This window comes from Odoribacter laneus YIT 12061 (genome assembly GCF_000243215.1).
Classification (GTDB): Bacteria; Bacteroidota; Bacteroidia; order Bacteroidales; family Marinifilaceae; genus Culturomica; species Culturomica lanea.
Map to the genome: position 1 here is coordinate 1,943,482 of NZ_JH594596.1, position 19,426 is coordinate 1,962,907.

At 40.6% G+C, this 19,426-nt stretch carries 14 protein-coding genes; 12 read left to right on the plus strand and 2 right to left on the minus strand.

Features of this window, described 5'->3' with window-relative positions; genetic code table 11:
- Nucleotides 1-86: 86 nt before the first annotated feature.
- The 7 genes from HMPREF9449_RS08115 to HMPREF9449_RS08150 all read left to right on the plus strand — a co-directional run bounded on the left by HMPREF9449_RS08115 (nt 87) and on the right by HMPREF9449_RS08150 (nt 8,634).
- The gene (locus tag HMPREF9449_RS08115) at nt 87-1,559 is read left to right on the plus strand and encodes a glycosyltransferase family 2 protein (protein WP_009136776.1); all 1,473 of its coding nucleotides are present in this window, start codon (nt 87-89) and stop codon (nt 1,557-1,559) included.
- Nucleotides 1,549-2,877, plus strand: coding sequence for a SpoIID/LytB domain-containing protein (locus HMPREF9449_RS08120; RefSeq protein WP_009136777.1), 1,329 nt, complete (start codon nt 1,549-1,551; stop codon nt 2,875-2,877). The genes HMPREF9449_RS08115 and HMPREF9449_RS08120 overlap by 11 nt, the downstream gene beginning before the upstream one ends.
- Before the next feature lie 39 nt (nt 2,878-2,916).
- Nucleotides 2,917-4,185 carry an MFS transporter gene (locus HMPREF9449_RS08125; protein ID WP_009136778.1) on the plus strand — a complete coding sequence of 423 codons (1,269 nt, stop codon included), beginning with the start codon at nt 2,917-2,919 and terminating at the stop codon, nt 4,183-4,185.
- Nucleotides 4,182-5,627, plus strand: a complete 1,446-nt coding sequence (locus tag HMPREF9449_RS08130; RefSeq protein WP_009136779.1) for a sodium:solute symporter — start codon at nt 4,182-4,184, stop codon at nt 5,625-5,627. The genes HMPREF9449_RS08125 and HMPREF9449_RS08130 overlap by 4 nt, the downstream gene beginning before the upstream one ends.
- A 980-nt stretch (nt 5,628-6,607) precedes the next feature.
- Complete coding sequence (locus tag HMPREF9449_RS08140) at nt 6,608-7,087, plus strand: hypothetical protein (RefSeq protein ID WP_009136780.1); 480 nt, start codon at nt 6,608-6,610, stop codon at nt 7,085-7,087.
- 80 nt (nt 7,088-7,167) lie between these two features.
- Nucleotides 7,168-7,830 (plus strand): outer membrane beta-barrel protein, encoded by a 663-nt coding sequence (locus HMPREF9449_RS08145; RefSeq protein WP_009136781.1) that lies wholly within the window; start codon nt 7,168-7,170, stop codon nt 7,828-7,830.
- A gap of 84 nt (nt 7,831-7,914) precedes the next feature.
- Nucleotides 7,915-8,634 carry a hypothetical protein gene (locus HMPREF9449_RS08150; RefSeq protein ID WP_009136782.1) on the plus strand — a complete coding sequence of 240 codons (720 nt, stop codon included), beginning with the start codon at nt 7,915-7,917 and terminating at the stop codon, nt 8,632-8,634.
- 260 nt (nt 8,635-8,894) lie between these two features.
- Here HMPREF9449_RS08150 and HMPREF9449_RS08155 read toward each other — a convergent pair whose 3' ends face one another.
- Nucleotides 8,895-11,534, minus strand: coding sequence for a leucine-rich repeat protein (locus tag HMPREF9449_RS08155; protein WP_009136783.1), 2,640 nt, complete (start codon nt 11,532-11,534; stop codon nt 8,895-8,897).
- Nucleotides 11,535-11,574: 40 nt separating this feature from the next.
- Entirely contained in the window at nt 11,575-11,760 is a 186-nt protein-coding gene (locus tag HMPREF9449_RS08160) for a hypothetical protein (RefSeq protein WP_040611282.1), read from the minus strand.
- A gap of 206 nt (nt 11,761-11,966) precedes the next feature.
- Between HMPREF9449_RS08160 and HMPREF9449_RS08165 the strand changes: the two genes are divergently transcribed.
- The 5 genes from HMPREF9449_RS08165 (at nt 11,967) to HMPREF9449_RS08185 (ending at nt 19,004) form a co-directional block, all read left to right on the plus strand.
- The gene (locus tag HMPREF9449_RS08165) at nt 11,967-13,232 is read left to right on the plus strand and encodes an ROK family transcriptional regulator (protein WP_009136784.1); all 1,266 of its coding nucleotides are present in this window, start codon (nt 11,967-11,969) and stop codon (nt 13,230-13,232) included.
- Nucleotides 13,233-13,448: 216 nt separating this feature from the next.
- A complete protein-coding gene (locus HMPREF9449_RS08170; protein WP_009136785.1) occupies nt 13,449-13,922 on the plus strand; it encodes a YhcH/YjgK/YiaL family protein in 474 nt (157 codons plus the stop codon).
- Nucleotides 13,923-14,029: 107 nt separating this feature from the next.
- A complete protein-coding gene (locus HMPREF9449_RS08175; RefSeq protein ID WP_009136786.1) occupies nt 14,030-14,944 on the plus strand; it encodes a dihydrodipicolinate synthase family protein in 915 nt (304 codons plus the stop codon).
- Between the two features lie 104 nt (nt 14,945-15,048).
- The gene (locus HMPREF9449_RS08180) at nt 15,049-17,805 is read left to right on the plus strand and encodes a cyclically-permuted mutarotase family protein (protein WP_009136787.1); all 2,757 of its coding nucleotides are present in this window, start codon (nt 15,049-15,051) and stop codon (nt 17,803-17,805) included.
- 2 nt (nt 17,806-17,807) lie between these two features.
- A complete protein-coding gene (locus tag HMPREF9449_RS08185; protein ID WP_009136788.1) occupies nt 17,808-19,004 on the plus strand; it encodes an AGE family epimerase/isomerase in 1,197 nt (398 codons plus the stop codon).
- Nucleotides 19,005-19,426: the final 422 nt, after the last annotated feature.

The following is a 19,426-nucleotide window of genomic DNA, read 5'->3' on the forward strand; positions in this document are numbered from 1 at the left end:
ATATTTTAGAAGAAAAGTAATATATTTGATTCCGGTAAAAACCGGCTCATATATCGGAATCCGGCCGGAAGTGTAATATACAACTCATGAATAAACTGATTACTTGTTTTATCGCCGGCGGAGCTCCGGACGATATAAACCGGACTTATACAACCCTGACCCATTCCGCTCCGGTAAAAGAAGTATATATTTTGCAAAAAGAAGAAACTTTTTCTTTTCCCGCAAAAACCATCGGAATTCCTGGTTTAGAAGATACCCGAGCCCTGAAAATCATCGCCGGTTTATGCCAAACCCCTTATCTGTTGCTTTACACAAAATCCTTATTTCTTCAGTTAAGCCCCCATGCACTGGAACGCTTCATACAAGTAGCAAAAGATACCTCCGCAGCTTTCCTTTATTCAGACTATTACGAAATCAAAGAGCAACAAACGGTTCCCCATCCGCTCATCGATTATCAATTCGGAAGTGTCAGGGATGATTTTCAATTCGGATCTGTCCTCTTCTTTGCTACCGAAAGTTTTAAAGAAGCAGTAAGCTGTATGGAAGAATATTACAATTACTCCGCGCTTTATGACCTCCGGTTAAAAATAGCTCAAAAAGGTGAAATCCTGAGGATTCCGGAATATTTATATACAGAACAAAGTACAGACACCCGAAGCTCCGGTAACCGGATTTTCGATTACGTAACCCCCTCTAACCGGAATGTACAAATAGAACGGGAAAGAGTCTTTACCCAATATCTGAAAGATATACAAGCCTGGCTTCCTTCCCCTCAGACGGAAATTTCCTTTGAAGAGAGCGGATTTCCAGTGGAAGCCAGCATCGTTATTCCGGTTAAAAACCGCGAACGTACTATTTCAGAAGCTCTCTTCTCTGCCCTAAAACAACAGACCGATTTCGAATATAATATTTTGGTGGTCGATAACTATTCTACAGACCGGACAAGCGGTATTATTCAAGAATTAGCCAACCGCCACCCTCAAATTATACCTATTTTTCCGGAACAATTCCAATTGGGAATTGGAGGCTGCTGGAACCGGGCCATCACTGACCCCAGATGCGGACGCTTCTGCGTTCAACTCGATAGCGATGATTTATATGCGGGAACGGATACCCTTCAAAGAATTATTCAAATGTTCCGCAAAGAAAGAACAGCTATGGTGATCGGTTCTTATCAAATGGTCAATTTCAATTTAGAAGAAATTCCTCCCGGCAAGATTGACCACCGGGAATGGACTTCCGAAAATGGACACAATAACGCCCTCCGGATAAACGGCTTCGGAGCCCCCCGGGCTTTCTACACCCCTATCCTTCGGGAGATCAAATTTCCCGATTGTAGTTATGGAGAAGATTATGCGGTAGCACTGGCTATTTCCCGCCAATACCGTATCGGGCGTATCTTCGATCCGATTTATCTCTGCCGGCGCTGGGAAGATAATTCCGATGCCTCTCTTTCTCTGCCTCAGGAAAATGCACACAATTTGTACAAAGACCGCCTCCGTAGCATTGAATTAAAAGCCAGACAATTACTTGTTCAAAAGAATAGATATGGAAATTAGTGTTGGTATATTAGCCGCCCAGGAAATTAATGTATTTTTCAGAGGGGAGTATAGGGAGTCTACAACATCCACTCTTTATACCCAAAAACTGAAGCTTTCCTGGAAGGAAGGACAAGTTGAAGTCGAAAATACCTCCGGTATACGATTGCTTTCTCTTCCCCTCTGTTTTTGTCCCCAAGAAGCAGATTCTTCTACATTTGAATTGTCCGATGTCACCATCGGTATCCATTTCCATTGGGAAAGAAAAGAAAATCAACGATTCAAAGGTAGACTGAAAATTATTGCAGAAAACGGACAACTCAGAGCTGTGAATATTCTTGATATCGAAGATTATCTGCAAAGTGTCATTTCTTCAGAGATGAGCGCTATGTCTTTTCCCGAACTTTTAAAAACTCATGCCGTCATTTCCAGAAGCTGGTTGCTGGCTCAACGAGCCAAAGCCGAATGCAGGAAAGGACAAACGGCACAAACCAATTTTATAAACGATACTTCTACTTATATCCGTTGGTATGATCGGGAAGATCATCTCTATTTCGATGTCTGTGCTGACGACCATTGCCAGCGCTATCAGGGAATTCAAAAGATAACGGCCCCGGCAGTCCGGCAAGCCATAGAAGCAACCCGCGGAGAAATCCTTACCTATCAAGGGGAGGTCTGTGATACCCGCTTTTCCAAATGTTGCGGAGGTATTACAGAAAATTTTGAAAATGTCTGGGAAAAGAATATTCACCCTTACTTAAAATCGGTCCCGGATACACCCGAACACACCCCTTTTTCCTATGATTTGACACAAGAAGCAGCAATGGAACGCTGGGTAAAGGAAAAACCCAATGTTTTTTGCCATACAAACGATAAAAATATACTGGCAAATGTATTGAACGATTACGACCAGGAAACAACCGATTTTTTTCGCTGGGAAGTGTATTATACCCAACAGGAACTTTCAGAATTGATCCGGAATCGCTTAGGCATGGATTTCGGCCAGATTGAAGAGTTAATTCCTATAGAAAGGGGACCCTCTGGACGTTTAATCCGGTTACAGGTGGTCGGTTCTAAAAAATCCCGGATCATCGGCAAAGAACTGCTTATCCGGAAAGCCCTGTCCCCGACACATCTTTATAGTTCCGCTTTTATCGTAGAAAAAAAGACTGATGATGATAAAACGTGTGGGTTTCGTTTAATAGGAGCCGGCTGGGGACATGGTGTAGGACTCTGCCAGATCGGAGCCGCAGTGATGAGCTATAAAGGATACACCTATAGGGAAATATTGAGGCACTATTTTCCGGGAACAGAAATTGAACAGCTGAAAGAAAAATAACCGGATGAGGTTCGGACAAAATGAAAATGCAAACACATTATGGGGCATATAAACGATAAGACAACTCCTAATCCTTGGTATTGGATACCTTCCCTCTACCTGGCAGAAGGTATCCCGTACGTCATGGTCATGACGGTAGCAGGCATACTCTTTAAACGATTTGGAGTTTCGAATACCGATATAGCTCTCTACACCAGCTGGTGGTATCTCCCTTGGGTCATTAAACCTCTTTGGAGTCCGGTAGTGGACCTCTTTAAAACCAAAAGGTGGTGGATTACCACTATGCAATTCTTTATCGGTATCGGTTTGGCCGGAGTCGCCCTTTCTTTACCCGGAGATGATTTTTTCAGGTATTCCCTGGTTTTTTTCTGGCTGTTGGCATTTAGCTCCGCTACCCACGACACCGCCGCAGACGGATTTTATATGTATGGCTTAACCCCACGCCAACAAGCTTACTTTGTGGGAATCCGCAGTACGTTCTACCGCTTGGCATTGATTATCGGCCAAGGTTTGGCGGTCATGCTTGCCGGGACACTGGAAAAAAGACTCCCACTGGCCACGGCTTGGTCCATTGCCATCGGAAGTCTTTCTATCCTTTTTTTCCTGTTCGCCATTTATCATATTTTTATCCTGCCGAAACCTTCTGATGACAAAAAAGCTGGACAAAGCCGGGCATTTTTTCAAGATTTTATAAATACTTTTGTTTCATTTTTCAAAAAGAAACACATTGGCCAAGCCCTGTGTTTTATGTTGCTATTCCGTTTAGCAGAATCCCAACTGCTTAAATTAGCCTCTCCTTTTATGTTAGACTCCCGTACGGTGGGAGGATTAGGACTGGACACCTCCGAAGTAGGCTTTATATATGGGACAATCGGCATTATTGCCTTAGCTGCCGGAGGAATACTCGGCGGCATTGTGACAGCCCGCAAAGGTTTAAAATATTGGCTGTTAGGAATGACAATCGCCATGAATATTCCCAACCTCGTATATGTATATTTAGCATACGCCCAGCCGGAAAATCTGCTGTTGATCTCTTCCTGTGTGGCAGTAGAACAATTCGGCTATGGTTTCGGTTTTACAGCCTATATGCTCTATCTGATCCTTTTCAGCGCCGGAGAACATAAAACGGCCCATTATGCACTTTGCACAGGATTTATGGCTTTAGGACTTATGCTTCCCGGTATGGGTTCCGGTTATATACAGGAACACACCAGTTATCTGACTTTTTTCCTCTGGGTAATGTTCTGTACAATTCCCAGTTTTCTGTTGCTTCATTTTATAAAAATCCCTGAAAATCAACCGTCATGAATCCCTGGCTCTCGATATTTATTTTAACAGCTTATTTTGCCCTTATTCTTCTGATTTCTTGGTATACCTCCCGGCATTCCACTGCCGCAGATTTTTATAAAGGCGGAGGTAAATCCCCTTGGTGGGCCGTAGCTTTCGGAATGATCGGAACAACGCTCTCCGGAGTCACTTTTATCTCTGTACCCGGCTGGGTGTCTTCCCCGGCCAAAATGACTTATTTCGCTGTTATTCTCGGAAACTTCGTAGGTTATATCCTGATCGCCCACATCTTGCTACCCTTGTATTACAAACTAAATCTGACGTCTATTTATACTTATGTGGAGCAAAGATTCGGCTATCGCGCTTATAAAACCAGCGCTTCGCTTTTTTTACTTTCCAAAATGATCGGAGCAGCCTTCCGGCTTTTTATTGTCACTCTGGTTCTGCAAATTATGATTTTCGCACCCCTGCACATACCTTTTGTCCTGAATGTCCTTTTCTCTGTATTTATTTTATGGGCTTACACATTTAAAGGAGGTATTAAAGTCATTATCTGGACTGACCTTATTCAAACTTTTTTTCTGGTATTCGCCGTCATATTTACAATTTTCTCCATTCAAAAAGCACTGGGCTTTTCTTTGGGAGAAATGATTTCCTCTATGGCTCATAATCCGCAAGCCCAAATTTTCGATTTTCAAAATTTTTGGTCTAATCCAAACAATTTCTGGAAACAATTTATTGCCGGTATTTTTATCGCTATCGTTATGAATGGATTGGACCAGGACATGATGCAAAAAAATTTAAGCCTGAAAAACATTCGGGAAGCCAAAAAGAATTTTCTCTCTTTCAGCCTGGCGTTTATACCTGTAAATTTTATTTTTATGTGTCTGGGCGTCCTATTTTTTATTTATATGCAAACCAATGGAATTCCCATTCCAGCAAAAACAGATAGTATTTATCCTCTTTTAGCTACCCATTATCTTTCCCTGGCTACCGGCATTTTCTTTATGCTGGGAGTAATTGCCGCAGCCTTTTCCAGTGCCAACTCGGCTCTAATCGCCATGACCACTTCCTTCACCGTCGATATATTGAATATTCAGCACCAACCAGAAAAATGGCAAAAACGGATACGCTTTTATACCCATCTGGTTAATGCAGCAATCCTAGCCGCTGTAATTATCCTTTTCAATGCCTTTAACAACGAAAGCGTCGTCTATGCTATTTTCAAATTCGCCGGCTATACCTATGGCCCTTTGCTGGGTCTGTTCTTTATCGGTATCTTCTTTCAAATCCGTATACAGGACAAAGCCATCCCTTATATCGCTTTTTTCTCTATCCTCTTCACCGTACTTATTGACCGGTATTCAGTCTTTCTTTTAAACGGCTACCGCTTCGGTTTTGAAATTCTCCTGATCAACGGACTTATTACTATTCTCGGCCTTCTCCTCTTTCGCCGCCGATAACAGAGAGAAATAGACCTTTCTTATCCCTCCAGAGGGACGGACCTTTTTGGCGAAAAACAGAAATTCTTCTAAATATCTCCCTCATCTAAATTTCCTATAAGCAAAATGATGTAAAAATGACACATTAGGGCACGTCCCTATTGTGTAAAAATGACAAGAAAAAATTGCTTGAACCCATAATAATACCTTTCCCCCATCTCACAAAGGATATTTTCTTTTAAATTTTTATCTAGGGAGACATCCAGAGGGACGGACCTTTTTGGCGAAAAACAGAAATTCTTCTGAATATCTCCCTCATCTAAATTTCTTATAAGCAAAATGATGTAAAAATTACACATTAGGGCACGTCCCTACTGTGTAAAATGATAGGGAATTTTGTTTAGCCTTATCGTAACGGTCCTATCGGCATAATCCATATAAATAATCAGTAAGGAATGAGTTTGAAAAATTCATAAATATTTAATTGGATATCATTGAGTTATAAAACTCAATTTATAAAAAAATTCAGATGATAGGTGAGAAACATATTCTTCTATTTTATCTATATAAAATAGAATTTAAATATACAAAATAAACGAACATTTAATTTTGTTACACACATTTTTACAAACGCAAATATACAAAAATTATAATATATTTTCTTTCAAACTATTAAAAATATTTAATAATCTTTTCAAAAATCGGAACAGGCGTCTTAAAAAATGTTCATTTTAATTTGAAAATGCCCTTTTAATAATCAAAAACTTATATCTATGGAAAGCTCTCAACAGATCAGTATGTCCGGCACTATATCAAAATTATAGAGATAGATTGAATTATCGTGGAAAAATAATAATTCTATCAAAATACCTTTCAGTATATCCCCAAACTATTTGGGAGAGACTGATTAACTAGAATCAATAAGCTAGAGAATAAAAGTCATGACAATTCAAAAAAGTAAAATAATTATACAATACAACACCATTAAAACACTCAAAAACATGAAAAGATTCATTTTAATTGCCTTACTCGTTCTTGCTTGGGGAACCGCCGAGACCTATGCACAGAAAGTAACCGTAAAAATGCAAGAAACACAGGCACGTCTGCTTGATGTAACTTCCAATGCGTATGTACATCCGCTGACTGTAGAACTGATCGTAGACAAAACGAAAGGACGCATTAAAGACGAATGGCCCCTTACAAAAGATCAAGCCGAAACAGAAATGAAAGGGGACATCGTGAATATCCGCAGTTATGCAGTCTATATGTCCTCCCAGAAACATAATGCCGATGTAATTGTAGCTGCGACATTTAATATCAAAACAAATGACGAAGGGACAGGTTATATTGTCACAGTAGTAGGCTACCCTGCCACTTTTGCAAATTGGAAAACAGCAGAAGCCTCTGACTACGAATGGATTCGCATGGAAAAAACCTTAACCACAGCCGACAGAGAAAAAATTTCTGCTATTGTAAAATAGAAAATCTGGTAAAGACAAGTTAAAAATCGGTTTATAGATACGAAATAAAACACCATTATATACTTTAAAATAACGTTAATATGAAAAGAGTAGTATTTTTTGTAGCAGCCATTTTATTGTGTACGAGCATGCAGGCACAAATTGTATCATCCAGAAGTGTAGGTATTAATTCGAAACCGGATCGTCCCTCTCAAACCGAACACTATTGGCGCGTAGGATTAAATATGATGAATTTTACAGGAGATGATGCTGAGGAAGACAAGAAGATAGGATACAATGTTTCTTACGGTTTTCTGAAACCAATGGGAAATTTCGGCATGTACTGGGGAATGGAATTTGGGCTCGGTTCCCGGGGATATAAATACGAATACGAGGGGTTTGAAGAAAAGTTGATAGCCCATAACGTACAAATTTCTCCATTTACATTTGGATACCGCTATGGAATTACAGAGGCTTTGAAAGTAGACATACACTTAGGTGCTTTTGTCAGCGTCGACTATACAGGTAAAGTCAAATTCGAATATGAAGGAGAAAAAGAGGATATCAGCATGGGAGACTGGGACGATCCTAACGGATTGGACATGGATTGGCAACGTTTTGACGCAGGTCTGAATGCCGGGTTCGGAGTCTGGTATAATAGATTCAATCTCGATTTCAATTTCCAACGCGGATTCGTAGAAGCAATCAAAAACTATAAATTCTATACGAATAACTTCTCTATCCGCTTGGGAGTAGCTTTTTAAATTATTAATCTTATTGTACATGAGGGCATTATAAAAGTTTCGGCTTTTATAACCCTCATTTTTTTCCTTTTAAAAATAATGTATATGATCAAACAACACTTAGGGATGATCTGCTGCCTCCTGTTGGGAGTATTTTCATCTTATGCACAAACATTTACGGAAAGCAGGAAAATTTACCCCCTCAGTACTGACGGGAATCAATATGTCGTCAGCGGTTTTACGCCCTTTCCCCATCAGAAAGACGAAGAAATTTATGCCAACGCTTTACTGTGGACAATCGAAAATATCTGCCCTAAACTGAGAGAAGGAATTGTAGAAGTCAATGTCCCGGCGAAAAGCTTTACTTGCGATCTTACATTGGCTTCCCAAGCCGGTTCAAATCAAAAAAATACCTATTATTGTCAAGCTATTTTTCGAGTAGCAGATGGAAAACTTACCTATTATCTCTCCAATATCTTGATAGAAGCTCCCCCGTTGTTAATGAGAAAAGTTACTCCTATGGAAAAATTATTTCCTAACAAAAAAGAGGCACATAAACAAACAAGGGATGATTTTGTACAGACTGAATCTTTATTACTCAACAAAATGTTTGATTTTATAGAAACTCATTCGCTTTCTCCAATTACCCACTGGTCAGAAATCAGTATTCAAAAACCGGTAAAAGGTATGACGGAAGACGAATGCCGTCTGGCCTTCGGTAAACCTTTGACTATTATGGAAACAGGCGGAGAAATCCAATGGATGTATAACAGTTCTTTTTATCTGTTTTTTAAAGAAGGCCGCGTACAAACCATTATTAAATAACATACACATTCTTTTTTATCGGTCTCTTATTCGGAGGTAAAGAGACGGTTCTTTTTTCAATATTTTCTTTTATAAACTGGAAGCTATGCTTAATTAAATCATAAGATCCACTTCAAGCACGTTTACAACCGATTTTTATGGTATAACTCATGTAACGTCAGGACCACAATAATCTTAAATTTTTCTCCCTTCCCTATTTTCTTAAATATATTGAAAAAAGAACCGTTCTCTTATTACTTTTTACACATTAGGGCACGTCCCTAACGTGTAAAAGTTGTGATGCTTTTCCAGGTATAGTCTTTCCAGACGTTTCCATTGATGTTTCCTATTTCTGCGCCGCTCTGATTGAGTTTCAAATCACAGTTAGGAGTAATGGTTTGCGGATCTTGTACAGGAAGATGTGCAAATACAAGATCTCCGAAAGTGATCTCTTCGGTTGTCCCTAATCTCAATTCTGTCAAAGCCGTACAGTTTCTGAAAGCCCATTTACCTATATTATTAACAACAGGCAGACTTACGTCTTTCAATGCCGTACAACCGTTAAATGTCCCTAAACTGATCGTAAATACATTGGGTAATTCCAATGTTTCCAATGCGGTACAGGAGGTAAAAGCGTAATTACCTACCGTATTTACCAACGGTAATTGTACCTTCGTAAGTTTCTCGCATCTGTCAAATACATAAGTGCCCAATGTAACAGCCTTTGGCAAATTGATTTCAGTGAGAGAAGCCCGTGCAAATACATTATTACCAATCGTCTCTGCGATAGGCAAGGCAATTTCTTTTAGGGAAACAGCTCCTGAAAATAAATTATTTCCGACGACTTTCATAGCAGGGAAAGAGACTCTCTCTATAGCCGAACAACCGTTAAAGGCATGTCCGTCTGCCGAAGTTTCCACAGCCGGAGCATTCACGATTTTCAATGCCGTACATTCCCCAAACATATAATTAGATAAAGCTGTCAATTTCGCCATGGAGACACTTTCTAAAGCGGTACATTTCCGGAAAGTTTCTTTACCGCAAGAAGTCAGTTTCGGCATGTCAAGTGTTACGATTTTAGTATTATAAAATGCTGAATTACCCAGTACCTCTACAGCGCTCATATTCAGATTCGTCAATTCATAGTCCAAACAAAAAGCAAAATCCATCACCTGCTTTGCCGAAGAGATATCAACCGTGGTCAATACAGTACATTTATAAAAAGCCTTTTCTGAAATCGTCTCAGCTTTAGGCATAGATGCCGATTGAAGAGCCGTACACGACTCAAATGCCTGTACTCCTACATTCAGCACACTGGCAAAAGACAAATGCTGCAGGGCAAAACATTCCTGAAAAGCTCTATTACCAATAGATTGGATATTACTATGACTTGCCTCTGTCAATTTTTCACACCTATAGAACATATCCTCTGTTATCGCTTGTAATTTGGGCATATGAAGAGCATCCAGGCTTTCCAAAGAAGTGCAGACGGCAAAAGAGGCTTTCCCACATTCCTCTAACTCCGGCAATTGAGCATTTTTAAGCATAGCACAATGCGACAGGAAATTATCGCCAGCTCTGACAAGCTTAGGCAGAGAAATAGATTCCAGAGCATCACATCTGAAAAAAACACCGGAACCTGCTTCTGTAGCATTAGGCAAGTTAACCTCAACCAGTTTTTTGCACATATCAAATGTTCCTTGTGCCAACATTCCTACTTTTGGCATATCTACTGAAGTAAGTCCAATACATTCAGATAAAGCATAATTTTCCAAGGTTTCCAATTCAGGAAAAGAAAGCGTTTCTAAATTCATACAGCCAGCCAGTCCAAATTGTCCAATACTTTTCAAAACAGGCATTTCAAGCGTTTGTATGTTAGACGCAAAAAGTGAATGCGATCCGATTCCCGTTAGATAAGGAGCTTTAACAGAAATCAATTGGGGCATTGTAGGTTGCTTTGCCGACTCATCATAGAATAAATAATCAGGCATTATGCCATTCTCGTCGTATAATACGAGATGTTCAAGAGCTGTAAATTTGTTAAGGGCTCTCCAAGCTTCTTCTGAAGGAATAGCTCCCGTAACAGTAAGTGTAGTGATCGTGGTCGCCTGTCCTTCGGGATAATCTATCAGAGCACTTCCCTCTATCGGCGTTCCTTCTACAGGTGGAGGTACAGGTCCTACTTTCCAAGTCAATACATTTTGAGGATCGTTTATTTCGACCACCGTCAATATTAGATTTGTATTCTTTTCATCCGCCTTTAACGTCATTTTCCAAAGCTGAGCAGCTTCTACAGCCAGCAGCTTTTCCGCTTCCCCCTCGATAAGCAATTCCTTCTCACCTCCTTTTAAGGCAATAGCCAAATTACCGGCAGGGAAATATCCTTTACGTTCCCGATCGGCATCGACAAAGGAGAGAGCTTTGCCCTCATATCCCACAGCCGGGACGATATCCGCATATTGAGTCTCTTCCAGAGAAGCATCATACACGAAAAATACACCCGCATTATCTTGAGTAGCAAGTACGTTTGTTTCCGTAATTTCATCCTCCACAATAATAGCTTCCACAGTCCCCTTATAAACAGGCATTTCAAAGGCCGGTTCCGTAAAAGCTGTCTTATGGGAACTCAAGGTAAGCTCGTATTTCCCTACTGCTAAATCTTCAATTGTATCATTTTCTACAAAATCCAGTTCCTGAGTACCTTCTGGTCCCTTCAAAGTCAAAGAATAACCAGTAAAATCAACCGGTAAAGCGGCTTGCCCCTCTGCTCCAGCATCCTCACTTATAAGCTGTAGAGAAGCTTTTACAACTAACATTCCCTTACCCGAACCAGGCTTTGGTTCCGGCTTAACATCATCGTCCGAACACGCGCCCAATAGCAAAGAAGCTATTGCAGCAAATAAAAAAAATCTTTTCCTCATACATTTTAAAAATTAAAAACAGTTTTATTCATCCACTTATTTATTCAGAATGTATAACCCTATAAATTACCCGATCTCTTTTAAAGAAAGGGTCTAAAAAATTTTTTAATCCATTAACAGCTTTCCCAACCTGTTCACCAAGATCTTTCAGACCTTGATGCGTTAAATCTTCGGTTCCCGTTAACCAATAGGAATCTGAAATTTTAATTCCATTTATTTCTCTCACACGAACCCATTTTGAAAAGAAATGCAAAACCTCAAAAGCTAAAATTTTGCTTTTAAATTCATCTCTTTCCTGTATCGGACTAATAAATCAAATAACGCTACATGATATACTTTCATTTTTTCAAATTTAAAGTATTTTAAAATATCTTGAAACTTTTTTAACCAAACAATCCTTAAAAATAATAATAAAATAACTCTCCCTTTTATATGCGCAAATTCATTATTTTTAACCCAAAAATCATCATGGACGATTGGGGAAATGTATTGAAATTCGGGAAAGATAGAAGCTCAGCAGCAGAATACAAAAATAATCTTTTGAAGAAGGCTATTTTATCCTATCTTACCACTCACGAAGAAGCCACCATAGCAGATTTGTCAAATGAACTCACCTGGAGTGTTCCGACGGTCACAAAGTTAATTCAGGAGTTAAAAGAAGAAGGATACCTGACAGATCTGGGTAAATTGGAAACAGCCGGAGGAAGACGCCCCAACGTCTTTGGCCTGGCAGCCGATGCTTTCTATTTTTTAGGAGTAGACATCAGAAGGCGACGTCTGGAATTCGTACTTCTGGATTTTAAAGGATATATATTGCATAAAAAACAAGAAGTACCTTTTGTATTGGAAAACACGCCGGAAGCCTTGGAACAGGTATGTCAGGAAACAGAAAAATTTATCTCCGAGATCGGAATGAATAGAAAAGAGATTATCGGTATCGGTTTTAGCTTGACCGGAAGAGTGGACTCCAATAGCGGATATAGTTATACTTATTTTAATTTCAACGAAATCCCCTTGACTGAGGTATTACAGCAACGTTTAGGAATTCGTGCCTACATAGAAAATGACAGCCGGGCCATGATGTATGCAGAAAAAACAGCGGGGGTTGTGAAAGAAGAAAAAAATGTAATTTTCCTGAATATTGGAAGGGGAGTAGGGGTCGGAATACTGATCGACAATAAACTTTATTCCGGGAAAACGGGCTTTGCCGGAGAATTCGGACATATTCCCTTGTTCCCCAATGAGATTCTCTGTTCTTGCGGAAAAAAAGGCTGTCTCGAGACAGAAGCTTCGGGATTAGCTCTGGAAAAAATGTTTGTGGAACATATGAAAGCCGGAGAAATCTCTGTCCTTTCAAAACAATGGAAAAAAGGAAAAGAAATCTTGCTTTACGATATTATTCAGGCGGCTCATAACGACGATATGCTGGCCATCTCCCTGATTTCAGAAATTGCAGAAAAACTCGGAAGAGGAGTGGGCATATTGATCAATTTACTAAATCCCGAATTAATTGTGATCGGTGGAACCCTGTCGCTGGTAGGAGATTATTTTATGTTACCACTGAAAACAGCCATTAACAAATATGCCCTCAGCCTTATCAGTAAAGATACATGTTTTAAGATATCTAAATTAGGAGACAATGCCAGTGTCCTTGGAGTAGCTATGCTTATACGCGCCAAAATCATGAACATCCTCTGAACCCTACTGTTCTGTTCGGAAATAATAAGTTTAGGACCGCTCAAAAAACGACAGCAAAATGCATTTTCGGATTTACGAAAATATTTATAAATACATGCTTTATTTTTAAAAATATTTAATATATGTTTTTGACCTTGTAAAATTATGTATTACGTTTGTAACTATTAATCGGAATAATAGCTAAGGAAACGGAGAAGAATTTTAAACCTTCAAGATATGGTTATAGATGCTTTGAAAAATAGTGCCGCAACGGAAAAATTACATTCCGCTTTTAAACAGGTATTTGATTATGTGAAGACACACGATCTGGCAAAATTCGACTTAGGAAGAATAGAACTGGATGGAGAACGGCTATATATTAATATAGCAGAAGTTCAGGGAAAAGAAAAAAACGAGGCTGTATTGGAAACTCACAATAATTATATTGACATCCAGTTTCCCTTAAACGGGGAAGAAATATATGCCTGGGAATCCCGCAGTTTGTTGGTTCATCCCCGGCAAGTTTATAATGTAAAAGAAGACATCACCTTTTATACCGACAAGGCTGCCCTCTATTTTAAATTAACCCCCGGAAAATTTGCCGTATTTTTCCCGGAAGATGGACATGCTCCTTGCATAGGCCAGGAAAAAATTAAAAAAGCAATTGCCAAAGTACGTATAGAAGAATCAAAAATTGATTACGATAAGTAGGCTTATCTCATCTCCTGAAGCAGGGAGAAGGATAGCGGAGCCCTCCTATCCTTGTACACAAAAGGAATAATTCATTAAAATCGGGAACAAGTTTTAAGATATAAAGAATGGAAAAAATTAAAGGATTAATCGATGCCCCTTTTACTCCGTTTTATGAAAATGGAGAAGTAAATTATGAACCGATCGAATCGTACGCCCGCTTATTGAAAAACAACGGTTTACAAGGTGTTTTTATTAACGGTTCCTCGGGCGAAGGCTATCTGTTGACAGAAACAGAGCGGATGAAGTTGGCTGAGAAATGGATGGCAGTAGCTCCGCAAGGATTTAAGGTGATTGTACATGTGGGAAGCACTTGCGTGAAAACAAGCCGTCGTCTGGCAGCTCACGCCCAGGAAATCGGCGCTTGGGGAACCGGAGCCATGGCCACACCTTTCCCCAAAATAGGACGCATCGAAGAACTGGTGAATTATTGTGAAGAAATTGCTTGCGGGGCACCGGAATTACCCTTTTATTATTACCATATTCCGGCATTCAATAATGCTTATCTGCCTATGCTCGACTTTTTAAAAGCTGTTGACGGACGTATTCCCAATTTTGCCGGCATCAAGTACACCTACGAAAGTTTATACGAATACAATCAATGTCGTCTCTATAAGGAAGGTAAGTTTGACATGCTGCACGGGCAGGATGAAACAATTTTGCCTTGTCTGGCCATGGGGGGAGCACAAGGAGGTATAGGAGGCACGACCAATTACAACGGACGTGCCCTGGTGGGCATATTGGAAGCCTGGGCAGCCGGAGATATTGAAAAAGCCAGGGAATTACAAAATTTTTCCCAGGCGGTTATCAACGTTATCTGTAATTACCGGGGCAATATCGTAGGAGGAAAACGCATTATGAAGCTGATCGGACTGGATTTGGGTAAGAACCGCACCCCCTTCCGGAATATGACCGAAGAAGAAGAGAATGCAATGAAAGCAGAACTGGAAGCCATCGATTTTTTTAGCCGTTGTAATCGGTAAAAAATGAAAGCCAATGGCTTTTATCAACCGATCCGCTGAAGGGTATAAATCCTGGTCTTATTACATTAGGGGAGGAATCCGAATATCTATAGAGCCTTAAAATCATGAAGATAGCCATACTATACGATCTCCTTTTATTTGTATTATTTTTTTCTGTTCCTGTAAAAGCCGGTCTCTATACAGGGGAAAATTACTCAGACCGTTCGGTACCGATCAGGGACAATCACCACAATACTGTCAGTTTAAAAAAGCTGGATGATCTGATCGTTTCAGGAGAAGAAAAATTTGAGCAGGGGATTTCTGCTCCTTACGCTGGTGCGATCGGGAATGTCCTGGTGGTAGCCGGAGGTTGCAATTTTCCGGAAGGAGCCACAGCCGATAGTGCTCAAAAAGTATACTATGACGATATCTATGTTCTAGAGAACCCTTTACAAGAAGATGCCCGCTGGAAAAAAGCCGGTAAAATTCCCCGGCGGGCCGCCTACGGAGTAAGCATAAATATTCCAGAAGGAATCCTTTGTATAGGCGGTAGGGACGAAACGGGGGCACTCAAAGAATGTTGGCTATTGAAGAGAGAAGCGGGCAAATCGCAGATCATTATAGAAAAGTGGCCCGATTTACCGGTCCACATGGACAATATGGCAGGAGCAACAGTAGGAGGGAAAGTGTATGTGGCTGGTGGTCATATCGACGGGAAACCTGGTAACCGCTGTTTTTCACTCCTTCTGAATGATCCCCGGAAATGGGAAGAATTACCATCTTTTCCCGGCAAAGGTCGGGTACAAGCAGTAGGAACCGTACAGAATACCTCCGAAGAAAGCCGTTTTTTTGTCATGGGCGGTTATTGCCCTCCACAGGCAGAAAAGGAAGGCTATGTACACACAGACGGCCTCTGTTACAGTCCACGGGATAAAAAGTGGTATCCGGTTGCAGAAATTTTACCCTATGGAGAAACTCAAACACTGGCTCTAGTCGGGAGTGCTGCCACTCCTTCCGGAAGTCACCATATCGTATTTACGGGCGGCGTTGACAAAGAACGTTTTACAGAAGCTATTAACCGCCCCTTCTGCATGGAACGAGCTTTGCAAACCAAAAACGATTCCCTTTGGAATCGCTTACAGGAAGAACAGAAAAATTATCTGAAACATCCCGGAGAATGGTACCGCTTTAACAGTCGCCTGCTCCTTTATCACACTTTGACGAATTCTTGGATCACGGAAGGACATTTTCCGCAATTGGCTTTGGCAGGAGCCGCCCTGGTTCCCTATCAGGGAAACTGGATCATCATCAACGGCGAGAACAAACCGGGCGTACGTTCAACCGCTGTGTATGCGATACAGATGGGAACCAGAACCCATTTCGGATGGGTAAACTGGAGCGTTCTGATCCTTTACCTGCTGAGTATGTTACTTCTGGGCTATTATTTTATGCGAAGGGCTGCGAGCAGCGACGACTTTTTCAAAGGAGGGGGACGTATTCCCTGGTGGGCAGCTGGCATTAGTATTTATGCCACCATGCTGAGCGCCATTACCTATATGGCGATACCGGCAAAATCTTTCGCCACGGACTGGACGTATTATCCCATGCTAATTATGATCTTGCTGGTCTCCTTCCCTGTCATAAAGTATTATCTGCCTTTTTTCCGTCGCTTGAACGTAACCAGTGCTTACGAATATTTACAATTACGTTTCAATTACACGACCCGTCTCATGGCCAGTATTTTGTTTATCTCCTTTATGGTAGCCCGTACAGCCTTAGTTCTCTATCTACCTTCCCTGGCCTTGACCACAGTAACTGGCATTGATATCTATATCTGTATCATTTTAATGGGAATCGTAACCGTTATTTATTGTACTATGGGCGGAGTGGAAGCGGTCGTCTGGGGAGACGTTATCCAAGGATTTATTCTGGTCGGAGGGGCTTTGTTCGCTGCTATTTACCTCATTCTCCACACAGAAGGCGGAGTGAGTGGCTTTATTGACATCGCAGTAGAGCACGATAAATTCCGGTTATTTAACTGGAGCTTCGATTGCACAAAAGCCGTTTTCTGGGTTGTTATCTTGGGAGGTATCGCCAATAATCTGATTTCCTATACCTCCGATCAAACCGTTATCCAACGCTACCTGACCACTAAAGATGAAAAAAGCGCAGGGAAAGGTATTTTAATGAACGGTTTTATGAGCGTATTTATCTCTGTTATTTTTTATCTGATCGGTACCGGCTTATATACTTTTTTTAAATCGCAACCGGGAGAATTGGATTATACTCTTTCCAACGGAGATGCGATATTTCCCTTTTTCATGATGAGCCAGATGCCCATAGGAGTAGCGGGTTTACTGATTGCGGCCATTTTTGCCGCGACCATGTCTACGATAGCTTCTAATATCAATTCTACAGCGACAGCATTTTCCATGGACGTTTATAAACATTGGGCCAGACGGGCCAGTGATAAAAAAATAGTAAGTGTAGCACGCTGGTCTTCCTTTATAGCGGGAGGACTGGGAACAGTGCTAGCAGTGATGATGGCTACCTGGAACATACTATCATTATTGGATTATTTCAATTCCATCCTGGGTTTGTTGTCGAGCGGTCTGGGCGGATTATTCATTATGGGAATTTTCTTCGATCGCATCGATGCCCGCGGAGCCTTACTGGGATTTATTTCGGGAACTCTGGCCGTTTTTGCATTGAGCATTTATACCCCTGTATCTTTTCTATTGTACGGAGCAATAGGCATCGTCGTCTCCGTGAGCACAGGTTTACTTTTCAGTCTGTTTTTCCCCCTGAAAATACAGCAGAAAGGCTTAACTTGGAAACAGTTAGAACACGATTCAATACATAATGTTGACAAAATTAGATAAGAATGGTTTATTTTGAAAAATTAGCAGCACAATACAAACAGGAATTGTTGAACAAAGTGCTCCCTTTCTGGTTAGAAAAATCCCAGGACAAAGAATACGGCGGGTATTTTACCTGTCTGGACCGGCAGGGAAATGTCTTTGATACCGATAAATTTATCTGGCTGCAAGGACGGGAAGTATGGATGTTTGCCATGCTCTACAATAAAGTGGAAAAAAAGCAAGAATGGCTGGACTGTGCTGTACAAGGCGCCGAATTCTTGAAAAAATATGGACACGACGGAAAGTACAACTGGTATTTTTCACTCACCCGGGAAGGCCAACCTTTGGTAGAACCTTATAATATTTTCTCTTATACATTTGCCACTTTGGCATTCGGCCAATTGAGTCTGGCAACAGGTCGGCAGGAATATGCCGATATTGCCAAAAAAACATTTGATATTATACTATCGAAAGTCGATCATCCAAAAGGGAAATGGGATAAAACCTATCCGGGCACCCGCAATATGAAAGGTTTTGCCCTGCCAATGATTTTGTGTAATCTGGCATTGGAAATAGAACCCTTACTGGAAAAAGAATTTATGCAAAAAACAATAGAAACTTGCATACACGAAGTCATGGAGGTGTTCTATCGTCCGGAACTGGGACTTATCGTAGAGAATGTTTCTACAAGCGGAGAATTATTGGACAATTTCGACGGACGCTTGCTAAATCCGGGGCATGCCATAGAAGCCATGTGGTTTATCATGGACTTGGGTGTACGTCTCCAGCGCAAAGAACTGGTAGAAAAAGCCGTACAGATTGCCCTGCAAGAAGTAGAGTACGGTTGGGATAAAAAACACGGAGGTATTTTCTATTTTATGGATCGTCTGGGACATCCGGTACAACAATTGGAATGGGATCAGAAGTTATGGTGGGTTCACATCGAAACACTGATCTCTATGCTAAAAGGTTATCAATTGACGGGATCCCAAGAATGCCTGGCTTGGTTTGAAAAAGTACACCAATATGTATGGGCACATTTTGCCGATCCGGAATATCCGGAATGGTTCGGCTACCTCAACCGGCAAGGAGAAGTGTTATTGCCTCTGAAAGGCGGGAAATGGAAAGGATGTTTTCACGTCCCCCGAGGTTTATACCAATGCTGGCAAGTACTGGAAAAACTAAAATACAATCCAAACGAGTTTACAGGGATATATTAATATAAACTTATCCATCCTAGATTTGCTAATCTAAAACTCACTGCTTGCTCACTTAGCTTAAATTTTTCTGTAAAGATTAGAAAAGAGAGAATTTACACACTTTTTGAAACACTATCCTATCGGTAAAAATTTGCTAGGTTTTTGCTAGGTTTTTATTCAAATTTCTACGGATTTCAACACAAAAATATTGCTTTTAAGGCAATAAAAAAGGGGGTGTAAATCCTTTTCTAGATTTACCCCCCTGATTCTCAGCGGAGAGAAGGGGTTATGAACCAATCTCTCCGAAAATCCTCATTATCAAGGTGATAACTATTTCAAAAAGTACGCTTGTAACGATTTAGTAACGGTATTTTGTCTGTCATAGTCGCCTAATGACTTCTTCTTGTCTGCCCGTTATTTATCATTTGTCTTGCAAATATAAT

Excerpts from the sequence above, each read along its gene's own strand:
- HMPREF9449_RS08145 (WP_009136781.1), top strand. The coding sequence starts at position 7,168 with ATGAAAAGAGTAGTATTTTTTGTAGCAGCCATTTTATTGTGTACGAGC.
- HMPREF9449_RS08155 (WP_009136783.1), bottom strand. The coding sequence starts at position 11,534 with ATGAGGAAAAGATTTTTTTTATTTGCTGCAATAGCTTCTTTGCTATTG.
- HMPREF9449_RS08175 (WP_009136786.1), top strand. The coding sequence starts at position 14,030 with ATGGAAAAAATTAAAGGATTAATCGATGCCCCTTTTACTCCGTTTTAT.
- HMPREF9449_RS08115 (WP_009136776.1), top strand. The coding sequence starts at position 87 with ATGAATAAACTGATTACTTGTTTTATCGCCGGCGGAGCTCCGGACGAT.
- HMPREF9449_RS08130 (WP_009136779.1), top strand. The coding sequence starts at position 4,182 with ATGAATCCCTGGCTCTCGATATTTATTTTAACAGCTTATTTTGCCCTT.
- HMPREF9449_RS08180 (WP_009136787.1), top strand. The coding sequence starts at position 15,049 with ATGAAGATAGCCATACTATACGATCTCCTTTTATTTGTATTATTTTTT.
- HMPREF9449_RS08150 (WP_009136782.1), top strand. The coding sequence starts at position 7,915 with ATGATCAAACAACACTTAGGGATGATCTGCTGCCTCCTGTTGGGAGTA.
- HMPREF9449_RS08140 (WP_009136780.1), top strand. The coding sequence starts at position 6,608 with ATGAAAAGATTCATTTTAATTGCCTTACTCGTTCTTGCTTGGGGAACC.
- HMPREF9449_RS08120 (WP_009136777.1), top strand. The coding sequence starts at position 1,549 with ATGGAAATTAGTGTTGGTATATTAGCCGCCCAGGAAATTAATGTATTT.
- HMPREF9449_RS08185 (WP_009136788.1), top strand. The coding sequence starts at position 17,808 with ATGGTTTATTTTGAAAAATTAGCAGCACAATACAAACAGGAATTGTTG.
- HMPREF9449_RS08125 (WP_009136778.1), top strand. The coding sequence starts at position 2,917 with ATGGGGCATATAAACGATAAGACAACTCCTAATCCTTGGTATTGGATA.
- HMPREF9449_RS08170 (WP_009136785.1), top strand. The coding sequence starts at position 13,449 with ATGGTTATAGATGCTTTGAAAAATAGTGCCGCAACGGAAAAATTACAT.
- HMPREF9449_RS08165 (WP_009136784.1), top strand. The coding sequence starts at position 11,967 with ATGCGCAAATTCATTATTTTTAACCCAAAAATCATCATGGACGATTGG.